The organism is Paenibacillus pinistramenti, from assembly GCF_005869875.1.
GTDB lineage: Bacteria > Bacillota > Bacilli > Paenibacillales > Paenibacillaceae > Fontibacillus > Fontibacillus pinistramenti.
Genome location: NZ_VAWG01000002.1, coordinates 530317 through 548241 on the forward strand (window position 1 = coordinate 530317; position 17925 = coordinate 548241).

Here is a 17925-nt window from a genome sequence, read left to right on the forward strand (position 1 = left end):
GTCATAAAGTTCTGCCACCAGAATTCCTCCCTTCGTATCCTTGCCTGTTTATCTTATACGGCAGCCATTGGTGCATTAATGATCTTGCCTTTAATATACCAGGACAGTGAATCTGTAATCTCCACATGCACAAAAGTCCCGATCAGTTCAGGCCCGCCTTCAAAATGGACAAGCTTGTTGGTGCGTGTGCGCCCTGCGAGTACTTGAGCATTGTTTTTACTTTCCCCTTCAACAAGCACTTCAACGACCTGGCCTTTGAACTGTTCATTGCTTTCGCGGCTGCTTTCCTGGATCGCATTGTTCAGCCGGTACAGCCGATCTTTCTTCACTTCCATCGGAATGTCGTCCTTCATCGATGCTGCTGGCGTTCCTTCACGCGGTGAATAAATAAACGAATAAGCGAAATCGTAGCCCACTTCACGGACCAGCGACAATGTTTCTTCAAACTGTTCATCCGTTTCGCCCGGGAATCCCACGATAATGTCTGTGGTCAGCGATACATTCGGAATGGACGCCTTGATCTTGCGGACCAGCTCCAGATAATGCTCGCGGGAGTATTTGCGTCCCATCATCTTCAGAACTTCTGTGCTTCCGGACTGCACCGGCAGGTGAAGATGCTCCACCAGGTTCCCGCCCTGAGCCAGCACCTGGATCAAATGGTCGTCAAAATCACGTGGATGTGAAGTCGTAAACCGGATCCGCGGAATATCAATCTTATGGATATCATCCATCAAATTGGCGAAAGAATACGTAATATCTGTAAAATCCTTGCCATAAGCATTCACATTTTGCCCGAGCAGCGTAATTTCCTTAAAGCCCTGGCGCGCCAATTCCCGGACCTCGGCGATTACGTCTTCCGGACGGCGGCTGCGCTCCTTGCCCCGGGTGAACGGAACGATACAGTACGTACAGAACTTATCACAGCCGTACATAATATTTACCCAGGCGCGCATGCCTTCCCGCTTCTTCGGCAGGTTCTCAATAATGTCGCCTTCCTTGGACCAGACGTCCACGACCATTTCTTTGCTCATCAGCGATTCGTGAATCAGATAAGGCAGACGGTGAATGTTGTGGGTGCCAAAGATCAAATCCACAAACCCATGCTTCTGCAGGATCCGGTTCACCACTGTCTCTTCCTGTGACATACAGCCGCATACGCCAAGCAGCATATCCGGCTTCTCCGTTTTCAGATGCTTGAGGTGGCCAAGCTCCCCGAACACCTTGTCTTCCGCATTCTCACGGATTGCGCATGTGTTCAGCAGAATAATGTCGGCTTCCTTGCGGTCTTCCGTCGGCTTGTAGCCCATCTGCTCGAGCAGACCTTTGATGGTCTCCGAATCGTGTTCGTTCATCTGGCAGCCAAAGGTGTACACGATATAATGTTTGCCGGCACCGATCAGACGCAGCTCTTCCGGCACTGCTGTATCATAATGAACCTGCACGGCTTCTTTGCCGCGCTGCTTCTCCTGCTTATGATTCGGTTCAGAGAAGATTTGAATCTCGCGCCCGCGGATGCGGATCTTCTTCCCGTTCTCATCTTCATGCAGAATTTTCGCATCCGAGAAATCAAAATACTTGGAGTAATCCTTAGTTTCCTTAGCCATGTTGCGGCTCACTCCTAACTTCTATCTTTATCCGAAAGCGGACAATAGTTTAAAAATGCATTACATCAAATTATAACATGCCTGACCTGCTATTTCTAGCCGCATGGCCGTGCTGCAGTTCCGGCTGTTATCTCCAAATCCGGATAATAAAAAAGCGGCAGGTCCGGAATTCCGAACCGCCGCTATTATACGCTGCCGCTTGCTCTGATCAGATTAAAACAGGCAGGTAAATCTTATCATTCAACGATTTCAGCGCTGTCGCCGTTCTTCACACCGGCTGCATTCGCTTCGTCCGTATCAATATGCATGTCCAGTGCAAAGGAATCCGATACACGGGCAATAACATTTTCAAAAACAACGCCGCGTTCGCCGCCGACACGCACCTTCAGCAGCTGCTTGTCCTTGATTCCCCATTTCTCAGCGTCCGAGGTATGGAAATGAATATGTCGGGCAGCAACGATTACGCCTTTATCCAGTTCAATTTCGCCTTTAGGGCCTTTAACCTTGATGCCAGGTGTTCCTTCAATATTGCCGGATTCCCGGACTGGAGCCGGAACGCCGATCGCAAAGGAATCCGTACGCGAAACTTCAAGCTGGGAAGCTGGGCGGGCAGGTCCCAAAATGCGGACTTTGGAAAATTCACCCTTCGGTCCGATTACGGCAACTTGCTCGTTTGAAGCAAATTGTCCCGGCTGGGACAACGGTTTAAACTCCGTAAGCTGATAGCCTTCGCCAAACAAAGCTTCAATATGTTCTTGAGTCAGGTGAATATGACGTCCGGAGACGCCTACAGGTACGATTTTACTCATCGTGAAGTTCACTCCTATACGGTTCTTTTTTTCACTCACGAAAATATCCTTACCCATTATACAACTTTCGACACAAAAGGCAAAGGCACCCGCCAGGGTGCCTTGTGACAATCTTGTTATAGCCAGTATGACCAGCTTCTATACCAAAATGACCTATTATCCGTCAGCCTTATCTAAACTCGGCCACCAGCTGGTTGAACTGCTCGGCCGTGATCTCCGGATTTTGTCCGGCAAGTGCTTCTTTGCGGAAGCCAGGCACGAGATCCTCGTAGCTCTTGCGTTCCTTGTTCTGATAGATCAGACCTGTAAGCAGGCCGCCGGTTTCCATCAGTTTGGTCATCGCCTGAATCCGGTTGCTGGAATCATAGCCCTCAACAGTATCCAGGTTGGTGATGTTCTCTTTGAACCAGTCATAAGTGTTGACTTTATTGAACGTTACGCAAGGACTAAACACGTTAATCAAGGAGAAGCCTTCATGTTTAATACCTTCTTCAATCAGTGCCGTCAGCTGCTTCAAATCGCTGGAGAACGACTGGGCTACGAATGTTGCGCCGGATGAAAGGGCCAGTTCCAGCGGTGACAATGCTGACTCAATGGAGCCCTCCGGCGTACTCTTCGTCTTAAAGCCTTCCGCACTGCGGGGAGAGGTCTGACCTTTGGTCAAGCCGTAAATTTGGTTATCCATAACAATATAGGTGATATTAATATTGCGGCGGATCGCATGAATGGTATGGCCCATGCCAATGGCAAATCCATCTCCATCACCGCCGGAGGCGATTACAGTCAGCTCACGGTTGGCGAGCTTAACGCCTTGGGCGATCGGCAGTGCGCGGCCGTGAATGCCATGCAGGCCGTAAGCGTTGATGTATCCGGAGATCCGGCCGGAGCAGCCGATCCCCGAAATCACTGCAAGCTGCTCGGGCTCAAGGCCAACGTTGGCTGCTGCCCGCTGGATCGCTGCCTGTACGGAGAAGTCCCCGCATCCGGGACACCAGTTCGGTTTAATATTGTTGCGGAATTCTTTAAAAGTTGCCATGTTTAACCAACTCCCCGCTTTGTTTCTCTAATGCTGCCTGGCTGTGCACATCCAAACATTTGCTGTAAACTTCAGATGGCAGGAATGGTGTGCCGTCGTATTTAAGCATGTTAACAAGCTTATCGCTGTATCCGGCATTCAGCTTGATCAGACCTGCAAGCTGCCCGGTTGCATTATTTTCCAGAACCACGACCTGTTTCGCCTGCTCCAGATAAGGCTGGATCTCCTCTACCGGGAACGGGTGCATCAAACGGACCGTAATATGGTTGGTCGTAATTCCTTCATCTTCCAGTCTTTCACGGGCCTGGTCAATCGTGCCGCCGGTTGAACCCATGCCGACAATCAGCAGATCAGGATTTTGATGGGGCGCCTGAACATGAATCGGATTATCTACCTGAATCTTATCCAGCTTGCCAAGGCGTTTATCCATCATCTTCTGGCGGTTTACCGGACTTTCCGAAGGACGGCCGGATTCATCATGCTCAACACCGGTAACGTGGTGGATGCCGTTCTTCACGCCGGGGATAACCCGGGGTGATACCCCATTTTCCGTAAGTTCATATCGTTTGAACAAGCTGCCGTCTTCCCGCTCTGGCACTTCATCCACCAGCGTTCCGCGGTCGATCACAATTTTGCTGTAATCCAGCAGTTCACAGGACTGCTTGCCCAGCGACAGCTGAAGATCCGTGGCCAGAATGACCGGCACCTGATATTTCTCCGCCAGATTGAAGGCCTGAATCGTGTCATAGAAGCATTCCTCAATGGAGCTTGGAGCCAGCACAATCTTTGGAATTTCACCATGTGTGCCATAAATCAGAGCATTGATATCACTTTGCTCCTGTTTGGTCGGAAGCCCCGTACTTGGGCCGCCGCGCTGCGTATCTACAATGACCACCGGAGTTTCCGTCATTCCCGCAAGGCCGATCGCCTCCATCATGAGCGAAAGTCCCGGGCCGGCGGATGCCGTCATCGTTCTCACACCGGCATAGTTCGCGCCAATCGCCATCGTAATCGCTGCGATCTCATCTTCTGTTTGAACGACCGTTCCGCCGAACTTTGGAAGCTTCTTGATCAGATATTCCATGATCTCCGAAGCCGGAGTAATCGGGTAGGCACTCATGATCCGGCAGCCTGCAGCTACTGCCCCAAGGCCAATCGCGTCGTTGCCGATCATAAACAGCTTCTCTTTGCCGTCAGCAGGCTCCAGCTTGAAGCGTTCAAGCGGCCCTCCGGCCAGCTCGAGCACATATTCTGCACCGCGCTTAACAGCTTCTACGTTCTTGTCTACAATTGCCTGGCCTTTGCGGCCGAATTCTTCTTCAACCGCTTTATTAAACACTTCCAGCGGCAGTCCAAGAAGTGCCCAGGATGCGCCGGAAGCCACCATATTCTTCATTAGGGAAGTACCAAGCTCTTCTGCGATAGCTGTAATAGGAACCGCAAACAGCTTTGCGCTGCTGCCTTCCGGTACGGTAGGATTGAATTTGGCGTCCGCCACAATCACACCGTCCTGACAAAGCTCGTGCGCGTTAAGATCAATGCTTTCCTGATCGAAAGCAACCAAAATGTCCAAGTCATCAGAAATGGCCCGGATCGGACTCGTGCTGATTCTAATCTTGTTATTCGTGTGACCGCCTTTAATACGGGATGAAAAATGTCTGTAACCGTACAAATAATACCCCAAACGATTTAATGCTGTTGAAAAAATACGATCTGTACTTTCTACGCCTTCACCCTGCTGCCCGCCGATTTTCCATGACAATTGACTAATCAAACCGCCCACCCCTTTAATCGTATCGCATCAGAAGAATGATAAAATTGCATGAATATTTCAAAAAATCAAGGTGCGAAAGGACAATCCCTCGCAAAAATATGAAAGATCTGTTTCATAATCATGTCAATTTTATGTCCGTACAGGGTAAAAAGCAAGCGTTTTCGCGCCCAAATCATATAGTAGTTTTCGATTAAACCGTTCTCGGTTTGTGATTAATTAAAGCGCTTTCTTTATTGCTGGAAGCCAAGTCTGCAAAAATCGCAGTGCATTCACGCTCAGCCACTTGTCTACAAGCTGCCCGGAGTAGTATTTCAGCAGCAGCTCTTTCCAGGCAGCATATTTGGATGCATCCTCCAAGCCGAGAATATGCTCTTCGATACCATCGAAGTCAGACCCAAACATGATGTGGTTCTCAGCTCCGAGCGAGCACAAATGCTCCAAATGAGGCAGCAAATCCGTCATTTTCACCGGACCGGATGGTTTAACGAACGGCGGTACAAACGTCAGGCCGATCCGGCCGCCCAGGCGGACAATCGTCCTTATCTGCTCATCCGATAAGTTTCTGGGATGGCTGCACACCGCCATACTGTTGGAATGAGAAGCAATAAATGGCCTTCCTGCCTGCTCAGCGGCTTCTGTCAGTTCCCAAAACCCCTTTACCGACAAATGCGACACGTCCAGTACAATACCGAGCTCATGGCATCGCCGGATCAGCTCTTTGCCCCTCTCTGTAAAACCGCCGCCCCGCAGCTCCATCACCCCGTCGGCAGCCCAATTGGCATGATTCCAGGTGATGCCCAGAAACCGGACCCCCAGATCATAGCAGCTCTGCAGGTAGTTCAGATTGCCCTCCAGGCCGTGCGCGCCCTCCAGGGACAGCATGCCTCCGATCCCTCCGGCTGCATTTAACGCCGCAAGCTCCTGCCGGCTGGCTACCAGGGCTATTCCGGCCTTCTCCACCCTGGAACGGAACAAGCTGAGCTGTTCCAGCACGCGCCCAATCCGCGCTTGTTCGGGGTCATCTGTTATAAACACCGCAAAGCACTGCAGCCCCACACTGCCTTGTTTAAGCTTGTGAAGCGAAACATCCAGTCTCTCATCTTCCTCAAAACAGATGTCCGGATGCTGCTGGAGCTTGCCCAATGCATCACAATGAAAATCAATAACGCCAAATTTCAAACTATTCACACACCTTTCTGATAAAAAAACTGCCTGCTGCCGGCTAACGAACGTCCCTCAAGGGAGGAACGCAAAAAACCTGTCTGCCTCATGGCAAACAGGTGCTGTCAAAAATTCATTCACCGCGGTTCCACAATCAGCTTGATTGCAGTCCGGTCTTCTCCGTCAATCACAATATCCGTAAACGCAGGAACACAGATCAAATCGACTCCGCTTGGAGCCACAAAGCCTCTGGCAATGGCCACCGCTTTAATCGCCTGATTAAGCGCACCTGCCCCGATCGCCTGAAGTTCAGCAGCGCCGCGCTCTCTAAGCACACCGGCTAGCGCGCCGGCAACGGAGTTGGGGTTGGATTTTGCTGAAACTTTTAATACTTCCATGGTAAGTACCTCCCTGTGATTAATAGTTTGGTTTCCACTACCTTGACAGATGATCTGTTAGATCATATTCGGGAGATACGGAATAATTCCTGCTTTTGGGAAGCACCTGCAAAAAACAATCTCAACTCCGCCCCAGCTGACTAGAGAATCTTAACAGGCTAATTCATCGTCCACTGATCCTCAAGAAGACGGATCTTGGTGATCGACTTGGCCTTGCCGGTTTGGTTGTCCAGGTCTGCCACGACCGCATGGAACTGCCATTTACCGCTGCACACCTGAAATCTTACCGGAAGCTGAGTTTTAAATTTACGGAGGACTGCATCACGCTCCATACCGAGCACGCCTTCTCTGGACCCCACCATACCAACATCCGTTATATAAGCCGTTCCTTCCGGCAGCACAATGTCATCATTGCTCTGAACGTGAGTATGTGTTCCGACGACCATGGATGCGCGTCCATCCAAATGCCAGCCCATAGCGATCTTCTCAGAGGTAGCCTCTGCATGAAAATCCACAAGGATAAACTTGTTCTTCTTCCGCAGCTGGTCCACGATGTCATCCGCCGCCCGGAAAGGGCAATCCAGCGGAGGCAGGAAGGTGCGGCCCATCAGATTGACGATCGCCAGCTCCTTATTTCCGTTCTTGATCACGGTATAGCCTCTTCCTGGTGTTCCGGGCGGATAGTTCGCCGGTCTGATCATTCTTGGTTCATCATCAATAAAATCAAATATTTCCTTGTTATCCCAAGTGTGATTCCCCATCGTCAGCCCATGAATGCCCCAGTCGAAAAATTCCTTGGCAATGGAAGCGGTAATCCCGCGCCCTGATGCTGCATTTTCACCATTGGCAATGATAATGTCCGGGTTGTATTTACTCTTCAGCTGAGGCAGCGATTCCTTCAGTGCCTTCCGCCCTGTCTGGCCAACGATGTCCCCGATAAACAGCACTTTCAACGTGTTGTCCCCCTCTAATCTCTGGTTATTGGTGTTATTTTTAGGATGCCTATGACAAAAAGAAAAAGGCGGCCCTGAAGGGCCGCCTGGGCAATTTCCTTTACTTGGCGTATTCAACCGCCCGTGTTTCGCGAATAACCGTAACTTTAATATGTCCTGGATAATCCAGTTCATTTTCAATCGTCTTGGTAATATCGCGGGCAAGACGGAAGCTTTCAGCGTCGTCAATCTTCTCCGGCTGAACCATGACACGGACCTCGCGGCCGGCCTGGATCGCATAGGATTTCTCAACACCTTCAAAGGATTCGGAAATTTCCTCCAGCTTCTCGAGCCGCCGGATATAAGTCTCAAGCGTCTCACGACGGGCTCCCGGACGTGCTGCAGACAGCGCATCCGCTGCTCCAACCAGCATAGCGATAACGGAAGTTGCTTCCTCATCGCCGTGGTGGGAAGCAATACTGTTGATAACCACAGGATGTTCTTTATATTTCTTGGCCAATTCAACGCCGATTTCCACATGGGAACCTTCGACTTCATGGTCAAGCGCTTTGCCGATATCGTGGAGCAGACCGGCACGTTTTGCCAGAACAACATCTTCCCCGAGCTCGCCGGCCATCAATCCTGCCAAGTATGCGACCTCCATCGAATGCTTGAGCACATTTTGACCATAGCTTGTCCGGAATTTCAAGCGACCCAGAATCTTGATCAAATCTGGATGCAGACCGTGAACACCAACCTCAAAGGTTGCTTGTTCCCCGTACTCCCGAATCCGTTCATCCACCTCGCGGCGGGACTTCTCGACCATCTCTTCGATACGAGCCGGATGAATCCGGCCATCCGCAACCAGCTTCTCCAGCGCATTGCGGGCAATCTCACGGCGAATAGGATCAAATCCTGACAAAATAACCGCTTCAGGCGTATCATCGATGATAAGATCAATACCAGTCAGCGTTTCGAGAGCGCGGATATTGCGGCCCTCACGGCCGATAATCCGGCCCTTCATCTCTTCATTTGGCAGTGTTACAACAGATACTGTGGTTTCAGCCACATGATCCGCCGCACAGCGTTGAATAGCAAGCGTAATAATCTCGCGGGATTTCTTGTCTGCTTCTTCTTTCGCCTGCTGCTCAATATCTTTGATCATTTGGGCAGTTTCATGACGGACTTCCTGCTCAACGTTATTCAGAATAACGCTGCGGGCTTCCTCCATCGTAAGATTGGAGATCCGTTCAAGCTCAGCTACCTGTTTCTTATACAGCAGTTCAATCTGCTGCTGCGTTTCTTCAATACGCTTCTCCTTGCCGGCCATCTGTTCTTCTTTGCGTTCTAATGATTCAATCTTCTTATCCAGCGACTCTTCCTTTTGCAACAATCGTCTTTCCTGTCGTTGGGCTTCATTCCGACGTTCACGAATGTCTTTATCAGCTTCGGTCCGAAGCTTGTGGATTTCATCCTTTGCTTCCAAGACCGTTTCTTTCTTCAGTGCTTCTGCTTCTTTCTTCGCGTTATCCACAATCTGGAGTGCGGCCTGTTCTGCACTGGAAATTTTAGCTTCTGCAAGAGATTTGCGGATAAAATATCCAATCCCGAACCCAAAGAATAAAGCGGCGACAACGAGAATGATCGAAAGCCACGTTGGCATGTCTTTCACCTCCCCGTTGTTTTCTCCAAGGCATTCCTTGGGAGTGTGCAGTTTTCAAATTACTTTTCCCTTTAGTTCTCTCACATACTGCTCATGTGCTATTTGTCCTCTCCTGATGGAAACTGAACCCGCAGGCTGAGGCACAATTAGAATCATTATAGAAAGTACATTTCGGAAAGAAAAATGTCTATAGGATTCTTGTCCATTTTATTATTCCGCCAAAGAAATTGTCAAGCTGTGACACGTTATAGACCGTTTATTCCAGCATGTTCCTCAGAAGAACTCTTCTTCCTGCCCCATCCACTCGTCAAGCTCTCCCAAATTCCGTACTACACTTGATACAATACTTCCGCTGTATCCGCGCCGCAGCAGGAAAGCCGCAATTTTGCGTTTGCGCGCTCCTTCTTCTTCGCCGGCAGAACGTTCCCACCGCTTCTGGGCCAGCATTCTTGCGCTTTCAAGCTCCGCATCTTCATTGACCTGATTCAGGGCTGCCTCTATATGAGGCTTGGAGATGCCCTTCTGCCGCAATTCCTGCCTGATCCACATCTTCCCTTTGCCTCTGCTCTCCAGGCGCTGCTGCGTCCATTCCCTGGCGTACTGGGCGTCGTTAATATATCCTTCCTGCTCTAAACGCTCCGCTGTTTGTTCAGCTACCGTTTCTTCCCAGCCTTTCTCCTTCAAACGGGCCAGCATCTCGTATTTCGTCCGGGGCTTTCGTCCCAAAAAGCCAAGTCCAGCCGCATAAGCCTGCTGCTTCTCATCCGTCTGGACAATTTCCTGCAGTTCCAATTTTGAGAATAGGCTCCCCTTGAGCATTCGAAACTTAATCATTGTGTTTTCATGCACTTCCAGGCAATGATCCGAGAAGCATATCTGGTAACGCTGACGGTTCTTCCAGCCCTGCAGCTGCTTTACACTTGTGATTTCAAGCTGCTGCTCGGGAAAGGAAGCCAGCGAATCGGCTGGCCGCTCTTCATGTTGACCCCGCATTTCACCATCTCTCCCCGTTACCTATAACTTAGACATTTCTATCGATTTCATACGAAAAAAAGCGCTCTGATCTGCTACAGAGCGCTCATCCACTAATATTAAACCTTATTCAGCTTCAAACAGCGCTTGCTCTTCCATCTTCTCCGCTTCTTCCTCTTCCGACGAAGCAGGTGGGACAACCGTAGTCAAACTGCTTGCCTCACGAATCTTCAGTTCAATCGCATCCGCAATTTCTTTATGTTCCTTCAGGAACAGCTTAGCATTCTCACGGCCTTGGCCTAAACGTTCGCCAGCATAAGAATACCAGGCGCCGCTCTTGTCCACGATATCCATCTCAACCCCGATATCGACAATACTGCCTTCACGCGAAATGCCTTCACCATACATAATATCGAGCTCGGCTTGTTTGAAAGGAGGAGCTACCTTATTCTTGACGACCTTCACCCGCGTACGGTTACCGACCATGTCGTTACCCATTTTGATCGTCTCCACACGACGTACATCAAGACGGACTGTAGAATAGAATTTCAAAGCCCGGCCGCCCGGAGTTGTTTCAGGGTTGCCGAACATAACGCCGACCTTCTCACGCAGCTGGTTGATGAAGATCGCAATCGTCTTCGATTTACTGATTGCACCGGACAATTTACGGAGAGCCTGAGACATCAGTCTCGCTTGAAGACCTACGTGGGAATCGCCCATTTCGCCTTCAATTTCCGCTTTCGGAACCAGGGCCGCAACAGAGTCAATGACAATAATATCTACAGCACCGCTGCGCACAAGTGCTTCAGCGATTTCCAAAGCCTGCTCGCCTGTATCCGGCTGAGAGAGCAGCAGTTCATCGATGTTTACGCCAAGCTTGCTGGCATAAGAAGGATCGAGAGCGTGTTCTGCGTCAATAAATGCAGCTTGTCCGCCGATTTTCTGTACCTCAGCAATAGCATGGAGTGCTACCGTAGTTTTACCGGAGGATTCCGGTCCGTACACTTCGATGATACGTCCGCGAGGGAACCCGCCTGTACCAAGAGCGATATCTAAAGCCAAAGATCCACTAGGGACAATTTCCACCTGCATATGCGTGGATTCACCCAGCTTCATAATGGAACCTTTACCGAATTGTTTTTCTATTTGACGAAGCGCCATTTCCAACGCTGCACGACGATCTGACAATCAGCTCACATCCTTAATAAGAGTAACCTTACTGTTCTTACTACTTAAATTATACCTCGTTTTAGTGCTTTTGCCAAGCATTTTTCGAACATACATTCGTTTTTCTTGGGGTTTTGGGTTGGATGCACCTCCAGGATCTGCCAAATATACAAAAAAAGAACCGCAGCAATCTCATTAAAGTTGCTGCGGTTCTTCCGCTGACCTCATTATAAATGATAACCTCTCGGTATGCAAAACAAACTGTGATCCCGGTACCGACCTCAGCTTTGAGACCGTTCCTTTAATTTCAGCCATAGATGGTAGAGAACCGTCTTAGCCGAACGGATCCGGATGGTATCCCGATTCCCCTTAAAGTGCAGTTCATGGGTGGTTGTCTGTCCGTCCCGTTCGGATATTCCGATGTAGACCAGACCAACCGGTTTCCGTTCTGAATAAGCCGGCCCGGCAACTCCCGTGACGGACAGCCCGTAATCCGCATCCATCACCATTCTTACCTGCTCGGCAAGCACCTCGGCCGTTTCACTGCTGACCGCTCCCGGCGCATTCTCCCCCTCCAGCAAATCGCGAGGGACATTGAGCAGCTTCTCCTTCATTTCATTGGAATAACAAACGATGCCGCCTCTAAAAACAGTAGCGCAGCCGGGTACCGATGTCATATTGCCCATGAGCAGCCCGCCAGTACAGCTTTCTGCGATTGCGACTGTCAACCCAAGTTCCGTAAGCAGATCAACAATTGCTTTTTCAATCGGAACATCTTCATTTGCATACAAATTGTCCGGCAGTCTCTTCTGGATTTGAAGCTGACAAGCATCAAGCCTTTCATCCGCTTCACTAACTGAAGATGCTTTGGTAGAGATGCGGACCGAAACTTCGCCTTCCTTGGCATAAGGAGCTATTGTCGGATCACTTTGTCCCTCTATCAGATCTAAGAGTTCGGTTTCCAGTGCAGATTCGCCGATTCCCGCAAACTTAAGCATCCGTGAGTACAGCGGCTTCTCCTCTGTCAGCACATGCTGCATAATCCAGGTTTTGGCCTGCTCCTCAAACATCGGGATCATTTCTTTGGGCGGGCCAGGCAAAAGTATGTAATGCTTGCCATTCTCCGATAAGGCGTTGCCGATCGCAAGGCCCGTAGCATTCGGCAGGGGTGCCGCTCCATCAATAGACAAAGCCTGGCGTTTGTTATTCTCCGTCATAGGACGAGAACGCTCTTTGAAGAACTGCTCCACATGATCCATAGCCACACGGTCGATATGAAGCGAGCGTCCCAAGACAGCGGCTACTGCGTCTTTAGTCAAGTCGTCCAAGGTCGGTCCTAAACCACCGGTAAACAGGAGAATATCCGCACGCTCCTGCGCCGTAAGAATCGCTTGCTTCAGACGGTCCAGATTATCACCAACCACGGTCTGAAAAAAAACGTCAATACCAAGCGCCGCAAGCTCCTGCGACAAATACTGCGCGTTACTGTTAACAATCTGACCAAGCAGCAGCTCGGTTCCCACAGCAATAATTTCGGCTTTCAAACACTTCACTCCCTTTGCTGCATTCGCTATGGATTCAATCAGATCTTGGACAGGGAAAGGATGTTTTTGTTCTTCACAAAATAGTCAATACCCGAGTAAATCGTAATCACCGCAGCGAGCCAGATCGCGATGTCATCAAACGGGATATTCAGCCATTCAAACGGGAAATTATTCAGCAGCAATGCACTGATGGCAATAATTTGAGTGATAGTCTTCGCTTTACCCCATTTGCTCGCAGCAATTACGGAGCCCTCAAGCAGAGCAACCTCACGCAGGCCTGTAACAGCAAATTCACGGCTGATAATAATAACCGAAATCCACGCGTTGCACTTGCCCATCGCAGTCAGCGAAATAAGAACCGCTGCTACAAGCAGTTTATCCGCCAGCGGATCCAAAAGTTTGCCCAAGTTAGTCACCATATTGTTCTTGCGGGCAAGATAACCGTCAATACCGTCCGTGCTTGCCGCAAGAATAAACAAAAGCGCAGCAATCAGCTGATTTAAAGGCAGCGTATAAGCTCCCCAATGAAGGGTGCTGAAATTCTTCTCGTCGATCAGCAAAAACACCAGCATAAGCGGTATTAGAAATATCCGGGACAATGTAATTTTATTCGGTAAATTCACGCTTCTTCCTCCCTGCAGCCGTTCCGGACTCTGCCTCTGCTTGCTTCTTTCTTTAATAAGCCGTTCACCATATTTCCCCCAATAAATGCAGACTATAGTTTAGCCAATAGATCTTAACAAGTATAATATACGGCAAAATAAGAGTCAAAATATCCATTTTGAGGGATTTTCCAGGAATGCCTACACGAGCCTTTACTTGAAATTCGTGAACTGCAGGTCAAGTTGAAGGTCAGCGTTTCGAAGCAAAGCCATGACCGATTGAAGATCGTCTTTGCTTTTGCCCGTCACCCGGATGGAGTCTCCTTGAATCTGGCTTTTCACTTTTAATTTGGAATCACGGATCAGCACATTGATTTTCTTGGCAATATCCTGCTCAATTCCCTGTTTAAGCTTTATGCGCTGGCGCACGGTTCCCAAGGAAGCAGGTTCAACCTTGCCGTAGTCCAGATTTTTGATCGGAAGCCCGCGTTTGATCATCTTGGACTGCAGAATATCGATCACGGCTCCAAGCTTGTAGTCATCATCTGAAACGATAACTAGCGCATCCTTCTCAAGCGTCAAGCTGCTCTTGCTGTTCTTGAAATCAAAGCGTGTCTCGATCTCCCGTTCTGTTTGATGAATAGCGTTCGTTAATTCCTGCATGTCAAATTTTGAAACAATGTCAAATGAACTTTCAGAAGCCATGCGATCACTTTCCTTTTCTCTATAGTAATGTTATCTATTATAGAAAAAACGGCCTGCCAAGTCCATTTCCCACCTTATTTAACCACCAGGGTATAAAATAAAACAGGCCTCTTTCTGAAGGGAAAGGGCCTGCTCTTGGCATCCGATTCTAACGTGTGTTTCGTGCAGGAGTTCTGAACATATTCAAAATTCCAAGCACGATGTGAGCCAAACCAAAACCTAAAATTCCGTATCCCCATGCACTGGGCGTCAGGTAATAACCGATCAAAGATACGATAATCCCAAGTCCGGCTACAATCCAGCTTGTAGTCACGATGTTCACACCTCTCTTCAATTCCAGAATACCTTAACTCTGACTCTAAGCAGCAGCAAGGTTATTCTTTCCCATAAAGACAGGCATTATACGGCAGCTATGGCTGCGTAGACTCCTCCGTTCCTGTATTCAGGGAGTTCCCGCCATCTGTTCCCGCAGTATCCCCGGAAACCAGGCTGAGCTGGATTTTGGCTGTATTCCGGTCATCAACAACCGGCTGTCCCCCAACCGTTATCGTTGTATAAGGAGAAGCACCGGATTTAATGTACATCCCCTGGCTGTCCAGGTTATAACTGATCGTATCTCCGTCCTCCATCGTTGCGTAGAAGAGCTTGTCGCCGTTCTTATCGCCTTGACGGACCTCTACCCAGCTTCTTCCGCCGCTGGCCGTAATTTGAACCGGGACGGGAGCCTGGTTAGGGCTCTGAACGTTAAACTGCAGCGCGCTGCCTGTTTTGCCATCCTGGGTCACTACAACGCCGTCCACAGCCGGCGCCGCCGAGCTGTCCGCACTGCTTGCAGCTTCGCTGGAGGAAGGATCCGGCGAAGGAGAGACTGAAGGAGTAGCTGAAGCATCGCTGCTGACAGCCGCAGAAGGCACTGAACTTGCCTGAACCGCCCCTCCTGCTGCGGAACTGGGATCTATCTCTCCGCTTGTAACCGGCGTTGGATCAGCGGCCTGATTCCCGTCACCTTTGTTGTTATTAATCACAACTAAGTAGATCACCGCAACAATGACAACTAAAAATGACCACATGAGCAAAGTAGGCAGCCATTTGGAATTTCCTTCAGATGCCGGCTTTGTCCTTCTTCGCTGAAGCACCGGCTCCATCACCGGCTCCGGATCTGCGGAAGGCACATTGCTCTGATGCTCGGTCAGCAGATCATCTGCATTAACCCCGACAGCCTCTGCGTAGGTCTTAATGAATGCCCTGACATAGAAGCTTCCTGGAAGAACTTTATAGTCACCGGCCTCGATGGCCTCCAAGTATCTTTTGCGAATCTTTGTCATTTCCTGTACATCATCCAGCGATAAGCCGCGTGCCATACGCGCTTCTCTCAATTGCTGGCCTAAATCTGACATAACCATCACCTCCTATTACTAATTTTGGCTGTTTATAAGTCACACATCTTCGTTGTAGACCGTAACAAACGTATCATAAACGATTTCCTCATCCGGATTGTTTCGCAGTTCAATAATAATGTCAAAATCGTCATATCCGTAATCAGATTCCTTCATAAAAACATCCGGATGCTCCACAACCTTCGTAGAAGGCATGGACATAATGTTCTGGAGCAGCTGGTAGTGTTTCTCATTTGAACGCAGTGTACTCACGATTCCATCAATAATAAACACATTTGAAGGATTACACTCCTCTTCAGACATCTGGCTGCGTACCGTCTGCCGAAGAAGCGTCGAAGAAACAAAGGTCCAGTGCTTCATTGCACAAACGCTGCCGGCAATAATCGATTCCGTTTTGCCCACTCTCGGCATGCCGCGCAAACCGATCACCTGATGGCCTTCCCTTTTAAATAATTCACCCAAAAAGTCAACGAGCAACCCAAGTTCATCCCGTGTAAACCGGAAAGTTTTCAAATCATCCGAATCCCGGTCGATGTAGCGGCCATGCCGGACAGCCAAAATATCGACAAGCTTTGGATGCCGCAAAGCCGAAACGGTAATGCTGCCAACCGTGTCCAGCATATCCCCAAGCAGCTTAATTTTCCGTTCATCGTCTGTTTCAAGCAGCATGCCGCGGGTTTTCCCCTCAACCCCGTTAATGGTTAAAATATTAACCTCTAGCATCCCCAGCATGGAGGCAATATCCCCCAGCAGGCCCGGACGGTTCTTATGTATGGTATATTCCAGATACCACTGTTGTTTATCTCCCAAAACGCACACCCTTTCTTTCCTTCATGAATTATTCGACAACTTCAGGCATAATTCCTTCAAATTCGATCAAAGTCGTCGTTGATCACGAACAACACATCATTTTTAATGATATAAAAAATGATATTGAATGGCAAGTTGGGCAAGCGGGGAAGACATGCAAAAAGTACGAAAAGCTCCCTTCCGGGAGCTTTCCGCCACTCATGCTTGCAGTACCTTTAGGACAATTACTTCTGCCCAGCTTGGAAGCGGAGTAGTACTCGAAGGCTGCCGCTTGCTTATGAGTTTTTCTTCGCTAATTTGACCATCAGCCTGGCAATCGTTCTGCGCTCGTTCTCGTCGCCGACTTCCCAAAGCTCTTTGAGCGCACGGTTGGAAGCATTCTGCGGATCGACTTTATCTTCGAGAAAGCCCCCAATTTCATATGCCAAATTTGCAATGGTCTCTTCGCTCATCCCGGAATTCTCAGCGTGTTGGATACGTTCACCAAGGAACTTCTTCCAGGAATCAAAGTTATTCAATACGGATGACATGTCAGTACTCCTCCCATCACTTAGCGAATGAATTTGATTAACACTCGTAATATGTGATAAAGAGGGCTTATTTATTCAGATCAATCCGGCTAAGTCACCCATCCTCCATTCGGACTGATGATTTGTCCTGTAATGTAGCCGGACTCCGGCAAAGCCAGAAAATAAACAAGCGAAGATATTTCATCAGGCGCTGCCAGTCTGCCCGCAGGGATCTCCTCTTCCAGCTGCCGGATCTCTTCAGCCGAGAATCCGCTCATCATATCCGTCTGAACAGCCCCGGGGGCGACCGCATTTACCGTTACTCCAGAAGGCGCAAGCTCCTTGGCAAGCGCTTTGGTGAAGGCATTAACCCCGCCTTTGGCGGCAGAGTAGACAACCTCACAGGAAGCCCCCGAGATTCCCCAAACGGAACTAACATTAATGATCCGCCCGAACCGCTGGCTGACCATGTAAGGCATAAACGCCTGGCTGCACAAAAATACGCCCTTCAAATTGACGTCCATCACTTCGTCCCATTCTTCCTCAGTAACGTCGGTCAACATTCCATACTTCGCGACACCGGCATTGTTCACCAGAATATCCGGATAAATGCCATGGTCTTCGAGTCTTGCCCGCATTCTGGCGATTTCCCCGGTTTTTCTGAGGTCCGCTGAAACGGTGTAGACCTTAGCCCCTAACTCCATACACTGTCTTGCCACTTCATTCGCCGCTTCATGCGATTTGCTGTAATGAATGACAATATTCATGCCGACTGAAGCAAACCGCTCCGCGATTTTAGCGCCAATTCCCCTGCTGGCTCCCGTCACTAAGACGGTCATTTC

Annotated in this window: 18 protein-coding genes; all 18 read right to left on the reverse strand. The window is 49.4% G+C overall.

The features are described from left to right. Positions 1 to 53: 53 nt before the first annotated feature. The 18 genes from miaB to ymfI all read right to left on the reverse strand — a co-directional run bounded on the left by miaB (position 54) and on the right by ymfI (position 17922). Entirely contained in the window at positions 54 to 1604 is a 1551-nt protein-coding gene (gene miaB / locus FCN15_RS05200) for a tRNA (N6-isopentenyl adenosine(37)-C2)-methylthiotransferase MiaB (protein ID WP_138493901.1), read from the reverse strand. A 236-nt stretch (positions 1605 to 1840) separates the two neighbouring features. Next, positions 1841 to 2413 (reverse strand): phosphate propanoyltransferase, encoded by a 573-nt coding sequence (pduL, locus tag FCN15_RS05205; protein ID WP_138493902.1) that lies wholly within the window; start codon positions 2411 to 2413, stop codon positions 1841 to 1843. A gap of 169 nt (positions 2414 to 2582) precedes the next feature. Then, on the reverse strand, positions 2583 to 3449 hold the full coding sequence (locus tag FCN15_RS05210; RefSeq protein ID WP_138493903.1) for a 2-oxoacid:ferredoxin oxidoreductase subunit beta: 867 nt from the start codon (positions 3447 to 3449) through the stop codon (positions 2583 to 2585). Beyond that, positions 3436 to 5223, reverse strand: coding sequence for a 2-oxoacid:acceptor oxidoreductase subunit alpha (locus FCN15_RS05215; protein ID WP_138493904.1), 1788 nt, complete (start codon positions 5221 to 5223; stop codon positions 3436 to 3438). Before FCN15_RS05215 ends, FCN15_RS05210 begins: the two co-directional genes overlap by 14 nt. 216 nt (positions 5224 to 5439) lie before the next feature. Beyond that, positions 5440 to 6411, reverse strand: a complete 972-nt coding sequence (locus FCN15_RS05220; protein WP_338044363.1) for a dipeptidase — start codon at positions 6409 to 6411, stop codon at positions 5440 to 5442. A gap of 110 nt (positions 6412 to 6521) precedes the next feature. After that, positions 6522 to 6782, reverse strand: a complete 261-nt coding sequence (locus tag FCN15_RS05225) for a stage V sporulation protein S (RefSeq protein WP_005550495.1) — start codon at positions 6780 to 6782, stop codon at positions 6522 to 6524. A gap of 158 nt (positions 6783 to 6940) precedes the next feature. Continuing rightward, a complete protein-coding gene (locus FCN15_RS05230) occupies positions 6941 to 7735 on the reverse strand; it encodes a TIGR00282 family metallophosphoesterase (RefSeq protein ID WP_203232084.1) in 795 nt (264 codons plus the stop codon). A 100-nt stretch (positions 7736 to 7835) separates the two neighbouring features. Next, positions 7836 to 9377 (reverse strand): ribonuclease Y, encoded by a 1542-nt coding sequence (gene rny / locus FCN15_RS05235; RefSeq protein WP_138493907.1) that lies wholly within the window; start codon positions 9375 to 9377, stop codon positions 7836 to 7838. A gap of 273 nt (positions 9378 to 9650) precedes the next feature. Next, positions 9651 to 10370: a regulatory protein RecX gene (locus FCN15_RS05240; RefSeq protein WP_138493908.1), complete on the reverse strand. Its 720-nt coding sequence runs from the start codon at positions 10368 to 10370 to the stop codon at positions 9651 to 9653. A gap of 105 nt (positions 10371 to 10475) precedes the next feature. Next, positions 10476 to 11537 carry a recombinase RecA gene (gene recA / locus FCN15_RS05245; RefSeq protein WP_138493909.1) on the reverse strand — a complete coding sequence of 354 codons (1062 nt, stop codon included), beginning with the start codon at positions 11535 to 11537 and terminating at the stop codon, positions 10476 to 10478. Positions 11538 to 11797: 260 nt separating this feature from the next. After that, on the reverse strand, positions 11798 to 13060 hold the full coding sequence (locus FCN15_RS05250; RefSeq protein ID WP_138493910.1) for a competence/damage-inducible protein A: 1263 nt from the start codon (positions 13058 to 13060) through the stop codon (positions 11798 to 11800). Positions 13061 to 13098: 38 nt separating this feature from the next. Continuing rightward, the gene (gene pgsA / locus FCN15_RS05255; protein ID WP_138493911.1) at positions 13099 to 13683 is read right to left on the reverse strand and encodes a CDP-diacylglycerol--glycerol-3-phosphate 3-phosphatidyltransferase; all 585 of its coding nucleotides are present in this window, start codon (positions 13681 to 13683) and stop codon (positions 13099 to 13101) included. A 192-nt stretch (positions 13684 to 13875) separates the two neighbouring features. Then, entirely contained in the window at positions 13876 to 14367 is a 492-nt protein-coding gene (locus FCN15_RS05260) for a YajQ family cyclic di-GMP-binding protein (protein WP_138493912.1), read from the reverse strand. A gap of 148 nt (positions 14368 to 14515) precedes the next feature. Beyond that, the gene (locus FCN15_RS05265; RefSeq protein WP_138493913.1) at positions 14516 to 14701 is read right to left on the reverse strand and encodes a hypothetical protein; all 186 of its coding nucleotides are present in this window, start codon (positions 14699 to 14701) and stop codon (positions 14516 to 14518) included. Between the two features lie 76 nt (positions 14702 to 14777). Next, a complete protein-coding gene (locus FCN15_RS05270) occupies positions 14778 to 15764 on the reverse strand; it encodes a helix-turn-helix domain-containing protein (protein WP_138493914.1) in 987 nt (328 codons plus the stop codon). 39 nt (positions 15765 to 15803) lie between these two features. Next, entirely contained in the window at positions 15804 to 16574 is a 771-nt protein-coding gene (locus tag FCN15_RS05275) for a DUF3388 domain-containing protein (protein WP_138493915.1), read from the reverse strand. A gap of 275 nt (positions 16575 to 16849) precedes the next feature. Beyond that, positions 16850 to 17104 (reverse strand): DUF3243 domain-containing protein, encoded by a 255-nt coding sequence (locus FCN15_RS05280; RefSeq protein WP_138493916.1) that lies wholly within the window; start codon positions 17102 to 17104, stop codon positions 16850 to 16852. A gap of 89 nt (positions 17105 to 17193) precedes the next feature. Next, a complete protein-coding gene (gene ymfI, locus FCN15_RS05285) occupies positions 17194 to 17922 on the reverse strand; it encodes an elongation factor P 5-aminopentanone reductase (protein WP_138494045.1) in 729 nt (242 codons plus the stop codon). Positions 17923 to 17925 lie beyond the last annotated feature (3 nt).